The 2035-nt window shown below is 70.8% G+C and carries 1 protein-coding gene and 1 pseudogene; both read left to right on the top strand.

Features of this window, described 5'->3' with window-relative positions:
• Positions 1–733: DUF2145 domain-containing protein (locus AC27IQ_RS23215; protein WP_487090958.1), on the top strand; the 733-nt coding region annotated here is incomplete at its 5' end.
• A 98-nt stretch (positions 734–831) separates the two neighbouring features.
• Positions 832–1863, top strand: a pseudogene (locus AC27IQ_RS23210) (serine endopeptidase); the annotation flags it as partial.
• Positions 1864–2035 lie beyond the last annotated feature (172 nt).

Genomic DNA, 2035 nt, shown 5'->3' with positions numbered 1-2035 from the left:
CTCGTGCGAGGCGCGCAAGCCGACCCCGCAGCTCATCGAGCGCGGCATGGATCTGGCCGCCCGCACGGCCCGGGCCCTGGACGCGGAGCACGCCCGCTCGGGCACCCAGGTGGTGGTCCTGGCGCGTGCGGGGCAGGACCTGTCCCGGTACGGGCTGCGCTACTCGCACCTGGGCTGGGCCTACCGCACGCCGCAGGGGCCGTGGCGCGTGGTGCACAAGCTCAACGAGTGCGGCACCGCGGTGGGCGTGGTGTACCGGCAGGGGCTGGGCGAGTTCTTTCTCGACGACCTGTGGCGCTACGAGGCCGTGTGGGCCGTGCCCACGCCCGAGGTGCAGCAGCGCATGATGGCCGTGCTCGCCGACCGCACGCGTGCCACGGCCATGCACCAGCGGCCCTACAGCATGGTGAGCTATGCCTGGGGCACGAAGTACCAGCAGTCGAACCAGTGGGCGCTGGAGACGCTGGCCGCGGCCATGGAGCCCGGCACCGTGCTCCGGCGCGATCAGGCGCAGGCCTGGCTGCGCTACAAGGGGTATGAGCCGACCGTGCTCAAGGTCGGCGCGCTCACGCGGCTGGGCGGGCGGGTGACGGCGGCGAACGTGGCGTTCGACGACCACCCGGACAGCGAGCGTTTTGCCAACCGCATCGCCACGGTGACCGTGGACTCCGCCCTGGCGTGGCTGCAGCGCGCACAACTGGCATCGGCCCCGGTGGCGCTGCCGCCGCCGTGACGCCAACGCGGGTTTATAGTCAAAAGCCGCTGATGCCGGGATATTGATTGTCTGTGTTGCTATCAAATGAATAGTATTTCAATGCCGAGGAGCTGGTCATGAGCAAATCCCTTCGCCTGTCGGAAAAATGGTTCCGCCGGGGCCTGTGGCTGGTGTCGCTGGTGTTCGCCAGCTTCCTGATCGGGCTGGGCGGCACCGTCGTGGACGACCTGCCCAAGGTCGAGGCCACCCTGCAGCTCGACGATTTCCTGGACCGCCCTGCCGCGGAGACGCTGCGCGCCCAGGTGCGCAACGCGCAGCAGGCCGAGGAGAGCGCGGAGACGGCGCTCGACCAGGCCCGCCTGCAGCGCGCCAAGTCGCGCAGCGAGACCGCTGCGGAGCGCGAGACCTTCAACAACTGGCTGGCCACGCGCAGCGCCACGCAGCAGTCCGAGCACAACCCCGAGGTGGTGCAGCGCACGCAGGCGCTGGACCGGCTCCAGCTGCGCGAGCGCCAGACCCAGCAGGCGGTCGAAGCGCAGCAGCAGGCCGCGCTCGATGCGCGCCAGGCGGCCACGGCCGCGCAGCAACGCTTGGCCGCGCTGGAAAAGGAGGGCTACGAGCGCATGGCCGTGCAGCAGCGCAAGGTGCAGCTGCGCGTGTTCCTGTACCGGCTGGCGCTCACGCTGCCGCTGCTGGTGGTGGCCGGCTGGCTCTTCGTGAAGAAGCGCAAGGGCACCTACTGGCCGTTCGTGTGGGGCTTCATCTTCTTCGCGCTGTTCGCGTTCTTCGTGGAGCTGGTGCCCTACCTGCCCAGCTACGGCGGCTATGTGCGCTACGTGGTCGGCATCGTCGTGACCGCGCTGGTCGGGCGCTACGCCATCGTGGCGCTCAACCGCTACCTGGAGCGCCAGAAACGGGCCGAGGCGCTGCCCGACCAGGAGCGCCGCAAGGAACTGAGCTACGACGTCGCCCTGGCGCGCCTGGCCAAGGGCGTGTGCCCGGGGTGCGAGCGGCCGGTGGACCTGAAGGATCCCACCATCGACTTCTGCCCCCACTGCGGCATCGGGCTGTTCGACCACTGCGGCGCGTGCAACACCCGCAAGAGCGCGTTCGCCCGGTTCTGCCATGCCTGCGGCGCAGGCGCGGGCCGGGGGGCTGCTGCCCGGCAGCGACTCGGACGCCAGTACGGCGGCGGTGCCGCACGCCGCCGGGCCATTGGCCGGTGGCCCGGCCCCGGCGGGACCGCTCTAGAGGATCGGCTTGAAAGGGCGCTGGTACGCGGGTGGCGTGGCGCCTCAGCCGCCCATCACCACCGGGCCG

It is taken from the genome of Acidovorax sp. KPB24-07 (genome assembly GCF_057543315.1).
Note: the sequence above shows the minus strand (reverse complement) of the source record. Positions and strands in the feature narration are given on the sequence as shown.